Raw genomic sequence first — 8,112 nt, 5'->3', positions numbered from 1 at the left:
TCATGGACAATCTCGGCAGCCACAAAAGCAAGCTCGTGCGCCAGCTCATTCGCTCCGCCGGCGCCAAACTGTTCTTCCTGCCAAAATACTCGCCCGACCTGAACCCGATCGAACAGGTCTTTGCCAAGCTCAAACATCTGCTCCGAAAGGCCGCCGCCCGAACCGTCGATACGGTCTGCGCCGCCATCGGTGAAGTTCTGACGGCATTCACCCCTGGAGAATGCGCGAACTACCTCGAAAATTCAGGCTATCGAACCTAATGCCATCACGCTTTAGTGGGGCCCTTCTGCGACATAGGCTTTCGGGCGGATGTCCGCTTTGCGATTGCCCAGGGAGCATCGCATTAGCTCCAACTGTCCTAAGTCGATTTGCGAGTATCCTGACTTCCTAATGCCGCGCAAAATCGCCGGGTTGAGCTATCCAAGCATCCTTCGGCTTCCAGCGGTGTGTTCGTCCACAACGTTGGCATCTCAATGGGATTTCAACGTCGGGCAAGGTTTCAAATACGACGGTCTCGGTATTGAGCCCGGTTAGCACGACCTGACCTGTGACCGGGCAGCGGATCAAGATATCCGGCATTTTTAGAATCCGTTCGTGCTGCAAACCTACGTTAAAGAACTGTGACAGCATGCAGCGTCAGGCGAGGATATGAGAAGAGCGACGTGATTTGTTCCGAGTGCGGCGCTGGTTTTCGTCGCCTCGAACTATGGTCACACCCCGGGGAAGAAGGCGAGTACCGCTGTGCCCCTGCAACAGCTCACTCGAGGTTTTTGACGGTAGCAAGCTGGTTGCCTATCGCCTTACGATCGAGCCATCGGTTAGAGCTATGCGCGACTGACATCTCTCAATTGAGCTGCGTTTTGAAATGCAACGTGTCTCTGCCATGAAGGATGCATAAGGCTCAAGTCGATAGGATATTCACGTCGGCTCAAGCCGATCGTTTGCACACCGCGCCAGCAGGTGTGGTTCTTTTCACGAGACTTAACGCTCAGTCCGCCGGTCTCTTTCCGAAATTCCGCGATCGAGAGTGCATTTCGATGCACCGTCCCAAGCCGCCACGGGCCTGCTTACACGGCCAAGTAGCGTGTTCATCAGCACCTCACGCCTGCTTCAACAATGCGGGATCGATCGGCATCTTGCGGAGCCGCTTGCCCGTCGCCGCATAGACCGCGTTGGCGATGGCAGGGACGATCGCCGAGGTCCCCGTCTCACCCATTCCGCCCGGCGGCTCCGAGCTCCCGACGACATGAACCTCGATCGCCGGCGCCTCGTTCATGCGCAGCATTTGGTAGGTGTCGAAGTTAGCCTGTTCGACGCGGCCGTTCTTGAGCGTGATCTCGCCGTAGAGTGCCGCTGTGACACCAAAGTTGATCCCACTCTGGATCTGGGCTTGCACCGTGTTGGGATTGACCACAGTGCCGCAATCCATCGCACAGACCACGCGACGAACGCGGACTGCGCCCTCCTTCGACACCTCGACCTCCGCAACCTGCGCCATGTAGCTACCGAACACAAACTGCAGTGAGACGCCGCGGCCGCTTCCCTTGGGCAAAGCTTGTCCCCAGCCGGCCTTCTCCGCGGCAAGATCGAGCACTGCCTTGGCGCGCGGCGACTTGCCAAGCAGCGCACGGCGATAGGCGACCGCGTCCTGTTTTGCCACGGCGGCCATTTCGTCGATAAAGCTTTCGGTCACGAACACATTGTGCGACGGACCGACGCTGCGCCAGAAACCAGTTGTAATGCCTGGCGGCTCCACGCGCGCATATTCGACGTGGAAGTTCGGCAGGTCGTAGACCAGATCAATCGCGCCTTCCGTTGAGTCCGGGTCGAGACCGTTCGCAAAGCCCGGCGGCAGCCACCGCGCAATCACGGACGAGCCCGCAAAGCGATGGTTCCAAGCGATTGGCCTGCCCTGCTCATCGAGCCCCGCGGAGATGCGGTCGAACCAGTAGGGGCGGTACGCATCGTGCTGGATGTCCTCCTCGCGGGTCCACACGACCTTCACCGGGCCATCGACCTGTTTGGCGATCTCGACCGCGCGGACCGCACCGTCGGCCTCCAGCCGCCGGCCAAAGCCGCCGCCGATCAGTTGATTATGGACCATGACTTTCTCTGGCGGCAGACCTGCGGCCTTCGCGGCCATCGCCTGGACACGCGCAACCGCCTGGCTGCCGATCCAGATCTCGCATTCATCCTTGCGAAAATAAACCGTGCAATTCATCGGCTCCATCGTGGCGTGCGCCAGGAATGGCGCCTGATAGACCGCCTCGAGCTTGGTGGCTGCGCCCGCCATGGCCTTGTCGGCGTCACCGATGGTCTGCGCCACCGCGCCTGGCTTCGTCGTGGCACTTTCGAGCTCGCGCGCAATGTCAGAGGTCGAGAGGTTGGCATGTGGACCGTCATCCCACTCGATCTTGAGCGCCGCCAGACCCTTCTTTGCAGCGCCCATATGATCAGCCACGACCGCAACAGCGTCGTCAAGCTGCACGATCTGACGGACGCCGTTGATGGCCTTGGCCGCCGTATCATCCACGCGCTTCACCCGCCCGCCAAACACAGGCGATTGGGCCAGCGTTGCGATTTTCACGCCGGGCGGCCGAATGTCGATGCCGTAGACCGCGGTACCGTTGATCTTGGCGGGCGTATCGAGCCGCTTCGCCGGTGTGCCAATCAGCTTGAAATCCGCTGGTTTCTTCAGCGTCACATTCTCAGGCACCGGCATGCGTGCCGCATCGGCGGCAAGCGCGCCATAACCGAGACTGCGTCCAGACGCCTGATGGTGCACTTCACCGTTTTGTACCCGGCAGGAGCTCGGATCGACGCTCCAGCGTTTTGCCGCTGCCGCGATGAGCATTGTCCTCGCGGTCGCGCCAGCCTTGCGCAGGGGCTCCCAGGCGCCTCTTATCGCATTCGAGTTGCCGGTCGCCTGCACACCGAGCAGCGGGTTCACGTAAAGCTTTTCATTCGGCGGAGCATGTTCCAGGCGGACCTGGTTCAGGCCGACCTCGAGCTCCTCGGCAATCAGCATCGGGATCGAGGTGTAGGTGCCCTGCCCCATCTCGACATAGGGCATCGTCAAGACAATCTGGCCGTCGCCGCCGATCCGGATGAAGGCATTCGGCTCGAAGTTGTCGGAGCTCGCCGCTTCGCTCTCGCGGCTCGCGAACGACAGGCTCAGGCTCAGCAACAGGCCACCGCTCACTGTGGCGCCCACGCGGAGAAAGCCTCGCCGCGACAGATCACCTTGGGTTATGTCAATGTGTGCGAGCGCCATGGTCAGCCTCCCGATTGCGCGGCTTGCTTGATTGCTTCGCGGATACGCACATAGGTTCCACAGCGGCAGACATTGCCCGACATCGCGTCATCGATATCGGAATCCGTCGGACGCGGATTGCTCGCAAGCAATGCGGACGCCGACATGATCTGGCCGGATTGGCAATAGCCGCATTGTGGCACTTCTCGGTCGAGCCAGGCAGCCTGGATTTTCTGGCCCGCCGGTGTCTTGCCGATCGCCTCGATCGTAGTGACCTTCGCGTCGCCAATGCTATCGATCGACGTAATACACGATCGGACGGCCTCGCCGTTGATATGCACCGTGCAGGCGCCGCACAGCGCCATGCCGCAGCCGAATTTCGTGCCAGTCATGCCGAGCACATCGCGCAACACCCAGAGAAGAGGCGTATCTCCGTCGACGTCGATGGAATGCCGATCTTCGTTGATCGTGACCTCGAAAGCCATGGTGACCTCCCTTGAACGATTTGTTCGGTTTCAATTGCGAGGTGGCATTCGACGCTCACCTCGTCTCATCAACTACGCGATCGGCGAGCGCAGCCGGCCGGCTACAGGTCTTGCTCTCCACCTGTCGAATGCGAATGCGCGAGATCCTGTCGCTATATCACAGCAGCATGGCTCCGCATCTTCGCGCCTTCATCACGGAACTCCACCGCTAACGCGCTGCACCAGATTACTCCCCCTCAACAACACAACGAAACTCTCTCCGAGAGCTCTCATGAATTGACCGGCTGGACAACGCCAACCTTGGGGCTGCATTGCAGCTACCATGTTTCTCCAAAGGGCCGCAGCTCGACGTTGAATGACCATGCACAGCGATCTTGGTGAACCACGTGCCAGATCTCGTCTGCGATTGCTCGCGGTTTGATAAAGAAATCGTCCGGCCGATCGGGCCAACGTTTCCTCGTCCAATCCAAGTCGATCACGGCGTCCACCACTACATAGGCGACGTGCACGCCTTGCGGCCCGAGTTCACGTGCCATCGCCTCGGCCAGGATCCGCTGTGCCGCCTTGGTCGGCGCAAAGCCGGCAAAGCCAGGCGTGCCCCGTAATGCCGACGTATTGCCGGTGGCAACGATGGCCCCCTTGCCCGCGCTGACCATCGCCGAGGCAAAGCGCCTCGCCAGGTACAACAGCCCCATCGTGTTGACCTGGAAGTTGCGGTTGAGAATTGATGGATCGATCTCCCGGAACGTGCCGAATGCGCCGCCAACGGCGTTGTGGATGACAACGCTGGGCCCGCCGAGATCTCGATCCACGGCGGACGCGACCGTTTCGACCTGAGCAGGATCCGACACATCGCATCGAAATCCCCTCGCGTTCGGCAGCTCCTTCTCGAGAGCAGCAAGACGCGCCTCGTTCCTGGCGAGAAGGGCCACGCGGTAGCCGCCCTCGGCAAATCTCTTGGCGAGCGCCGAACCCGTACCGGGTCCAACGCCCGTTATCAAGCAAACGGGAGCGGTCATGCGATCAAACCTCCTGGTTGGAGCGGACAGCTCTCATCTTCAGGCCACCGCCTTTGACTGCAATTTTTCGACATATGGCTTGAGGTCCGGCCTGAAATGCTCGTGATCGACCAGCCGGGCAAAGTGCGCGAAGACCAGCGGGTAGTCGCTCTGGATCCCCGGATACAGGATTCTATCCAACCCACGCTGGCTCAACTGGTCCGCCCGCGCGTGCTCGTTCATGAACAGCGCAAGCTCGGCAGCAAAGCAGATGTCCGCCAGCGTGAGATTGTTTCCGACAAACGTTTGCCGCTGCGGAGACAACGCCTGCTCCAGCCCGGAGGCATAGATCGCGAATGCCTCTTTGGCGCGCGCGTGGATCCCCGCATCGACCGTGCCAGCGGACAGCGCAAGGAGATAGATCTGCGCATCCCTGGCGAAGACGAGGCTGACATCCAGAAAGCTGTCGATCCTGGAGGCTTCATAGGGATCATGGCCGTAAAGCGGGAATGTCGCTTCGCCCAGGCGCGCCACCGCCCGCATGATGCTGTTCGACTCGAAGATGCCGATCTTTCCATCGGCTCCGAACGCGGCAGGCACGTTGCCAAACGGTTGCGCTTCAAGAAAAGCATCGGTCTTGAAGAGTTGCGCACCGGTCAACCCGACCCGCCCCGTACGTGCGAGGGATGACAGCGATTGACGTTCGTGCTCGGCCAAGGGGCGCGCATCGTAGTCCCACAGCCAGTCCCTTAACTCCTTGCCCGATGCTCCTCTGATCTCGACGTCCACGGCGCAGAACCGGGCAGCGATGGTCGCTTTCCATACACGCGGGTTCGGCAGATAAGAGAATATTCGCAAATCAGCCATCGTGGGTTGCTCCTGATGAACCTTGTACCCCGAACCGCGAGTCTCCGCTTTGGGGTGTCAAGGCGCCGGGTATCCTACTCCGAGCTCCCGTCGAGAACTTCACCGAACTGCTCCCAGCCCGTCCCCGTCCATCGCTGAAGCTGCAGTTGCGTCCAGATCATGTTGTTGCTGTCGCTGGTGTTGATCCGAACGCCGGGCAGCGCTGTCGGCAGCACGAGGTTCTTCAGCGACTTCGCCTGCTTGATGATGTTTTCACGCGAAAGGTCGTCGCCGCATTGTTTGAGGATTTGCTCCAGCACCATGCCCTGCTGGTATCCGGTCAGATAGCTGGTGTTTGTGATATCGGAGCCGGCCAGATATCGTTCGAAGAAGGCGCGATAGACCTTGATCCCCTCATCATCCGCCCATTTCTGGTCGCTAGGGTCCTTGTTCGGGGTACCGACGATCACGCCGACCGAGTTCTCCAATCCCGCCGGCTTCAGCGTGCCCGCGATCGTTGACGAGGGGAAGTTGATGAAGATCATCGGCTTCCACCCGCTCTCGGCCGCACGACGAATCGCCTGCGCGGCAAATTTCGGCGTACCTGCGATGAACAGCGCCTGCGCGCCTGAGCTCTTGAGCGTGACCACCTGCGAGTCGACCGTCGGTTCTGTCACCTCGTAACTGGCCGTCACCACGCGCTTGTCGAAATCCGCGCCCAGCACGGTCTTGAAGGCGTTCACGTAGTCACGACCGAGATCGTCGTTCTGGAACAGAATCGCGTATTTCCCGTAAGGCAACGCGCGTTGCAGATATTTTGCGTAAATCTTCCCCTCGGTGTCATAGCTGACAAGTCCGGTGGTCGTCAGCGGGTAGTCCTTTACGCTGGTAAATTTATTCGCGCCGGTCACGATCGCGATCGTCGGCACACGTTTCGCCGCCAGGTATTTTGCCACGGCGGAATTGCCCGCCGTGCCGAGCTGGCTGAACATGAAGGCGACATCGTCGCTCTCCACCAGCCTGCGCGCGTGCTCAAATGCCTTGGGGGGGCTATAAGCATCATCGAGCATGACATATTCGATCTTGCGTCCGTTGATTCCGCCGCGATCGTTGATCGATTGCACATAGGCGCGCACGCCCTGCCCGGTCTGGCCGATCGAGGACGCCGGTCCGCTCAAGGGAAATATGCCACCGATCTTGATTTCCTTCGCTGTGACGCCAGGCGTGTCACCCGCCCAGCACGGAGCTGACAATGCGATCAAGAGTGCACAGACCAGCCGTATGCCCAAAAACATCGTGCATTCCTCCATTGTTTACGCGCCTTGCCTCCAGGGGGGGCCGGCGCTAATTCTTCAAGTCAGGCGGCCAACTTGAGTATCTTGACGATGTCGCCGGGCTCGCGGATCGGCTGCGGGTTTGCCCGCGTAAAGATTGAAAGCATCGCGTTCTTTCCGATCAGTTCAAAGCGGTCCTCGGCAACGCCGACCTCGGCGAGCGTCCGGGGAAGACCGAGCTCCGCGACAAATTCAGCGAAAGCCTCGCTGGCGTCACGCTCCGGCGCGCCGAGCGCCGCTGCAACTGCCCTCTGAGCGCCTTCCGTGGCGGGGCGGTTGTAACGCAGTACGCTCGGCATCATCACGGCCGTGCAGAAATAGTGCGGCACGTCGCAGGTGCCCCCGAGGACATGCCCGATGGCGTGGCTCGCGCCCATCGGCACCCTCGCCTGCAACCCGAAGGCCGAGAGCCACGAGCCCAACTGACAGTTCAGTCGTGCCGCTTCGTCGTTCGGGTTGCTCCTAGTGCGTCGAAGACCATCATGCAGGTAGCGCACCCCCTGTTGGCACACGGCATCGACGAGCACGTTGGGACGACTGGAACAGATCGCCTCGATGCCGTGATCCATGGCCCGTGTGCCGGAGCCGAGCCACAGCTTCTCCGGCGTATATCTGGTCATGGCGGGATCGAGGATGATGCTGCGCGGCATCATCATGGGGTGGTTGAATATCTGCTTCAGCTTGCGGCGGGTGTCGGTGACCAGCGCGCCGGAATTGTATTCGCCGCCGGACAGCGTGCTCGGGATCGCGATCATCCGCACCTTGGGGGTGCGGAACTGGCCAAAGCGGCGCTCCGGCGTGGTCTCGAAGCCGTCAAGCCCGTCCTGCTCAAAAATCTCGTGCTCCATGCACATCAGCACGATCTTGGCCGCGTCGACCACTGAGCCCCCGCCGATGGCAGCGACCAGATCGGCCTTCGCCTCCGTCGCCCGCTCGGCTATCTGCACCACCGCTTCGCGGGTCGTATGCTGTGGGACCCCGTCAAAAGTCTCTGCATGGCGCTCGCCCAAGGCTTTGCGGATCTTTTCGATCTCGTCGGTCTTGCTGTTCAAGGTACGGCTGACGATCAGGTAGACGCGCCTTGCGCCAAGCCGCTCCGCTTCCTCGCGCAGCGCCTCGGCCGCGGGCTTGCCGTAGATCACCGATTCCATCGTCGGATATTGATAACTGCCCGCGACAAGCATGCTTTCCCTCCC

Annotated in this window: 7 protein-coding genes; 1 reads left to right on the top strand and 6 read right to left on the bottom strand. The window is 60.7% G+C overall.

The window, feature by feature from the left end:
- Positions 1–260: transposase (locus tag YUU_RS0137310; RefSeq protein WP_027526895.1), on the top strand; the 260-nt coding region annotated here is incomplete at its 5' end.
- An 839-nt stretch (positions 261–1,099) separates the two neighbouring features.
- Here YUU_RS0137310 and YUU_RS0137305 read toward each other — a convergent pair.
- From YUU_RS0137305 to YUU_RS0137275, 6 genes are all read right to left on the bottom strand, one after another.
- On the bottom strand, positions 1,100–3,274 hold the full coding sequence (locus tag YUU_RS0137305; protein ID WP_035664420.1) for a xanthine dehydrogenase family protein molybdopterin-binding subunit: 2,175 nt from the start codon (positions 3,272–3,274) through the stop codon (positions 1,100–1,102).
- Positions 3,275–3,276: 2 nt separating this feature from the next.
- Positions 3,277–3,738, bottom strand: coding sequence for a (2Fe-2S)-binding protein (locus tag YUU_RS0137300; protein ID WP_027526893.1), 462 nt, complete (start codon positions 3,736–3,738; stop codon positions 3,277–3,279).
- A gap of 317 nt (positions 3,739–4,055) precedes the next feature.
- The gene (locus YUU_RS0137290; protein WP_027526891.1) at positions 4,056–4,757 is read right to left on the bottom strand and encodes an SDR family NAD(P)-dependent oxidoreductase; all 702 of its coding nucleotides are present in this window, start codon (positions 4,755–4,757) and stop codon (positions 4,056–4,058) included.
- Positions 4,758–4,796: 39 nt separating this feature from the next.
- Positions 4,797–5,525, bottom strand: a complete 729-nt coding sequence (locus tag YUU_RS0137285) for a glutathione binding-like protein (protein ID WP_245288218.1) — start codon at positions 5,523–5,525, stop codon at positions 4,797–4,799.
- Positions 5,526–5,677: 152 nt separating this feature from the next.
- The gene (locus YUU_RS0137280) at positions 5,678–6,877 is read right to left on the bottom strand and encodes an ABC transporter substrate-binding protein (protein ID WP_027526889.1); all 1,200 of its coding nucleotides are present in this window, start codon (positions 6,875–6,877) and stop codon (positions 5,678–5,680) included.
- A 62-nt stretch (positions 6,878–6,939) separates the two neighbouring features.
- On the bottom strand, positions 6,940–8,100 hold the full coding sequence (locus tag YUU_RS0137275) for an iron-containing alcohol dehydrogenase (RefSeq protein ID WP_027526888.1): 1,161 nt from the start codon (positions 8,098–8,100) through the stop codon (positions 6,940–6,942).
- Positions 8,101–8,112 lie beyond the last annotated feature (12 nt).

Origin of the sequence: Bradyrhizobium sp. Ec3.3, assembly GCF_000472925.1 — a bacterium.
In the GTDB taxonomy this organism is placed as follows: Bacteria; Pseudomonadota; Alphaproteobacteria; order Rhizobiales; family Xanthobacteraceae; genus Bradyrhizobium.
This window is presented reverse-complemented; position numbering and strand designations above follow the sequence as displayed.

Coding starts and splice junctions, on each gene's coding strand:
- YUU_RS0137305 (WP_035664420.1), bottom strand. CDS start 3,274: ATGGCGCTCGCACACATTGACATAACCCAAGGTGATCTGTCGCGGCGA.
- YUU_RS0137300 (WP_027526893.1), bottom strand. CDS start 3,738: ATGGCTTTCGAGGTCACGATCAACGAAGATCGGCATTCCATCGACGTC.
- YUU_RS0137290 (WP_027526891.1), bottom strand. CDS start 4,757: ATGACCGCTCCCGTTTGCTTGATAACGGGCGTTGGACCCGGTACGGGT.
- YUU_RS0137280 (WP_027526889.1), bottom strand. CDS start 6,877: ATGTTTTTGGGCATACGGCTGGTCTGTGCACTCTTGATCGCATTGTCA.
- YUU_RS0137275 (WP_027526888.1), bottom strand. CDS start 8,100: ATGCTTGTCGCGGGCAGTTATCAATATCCGACGATGGAATCGGTGATC.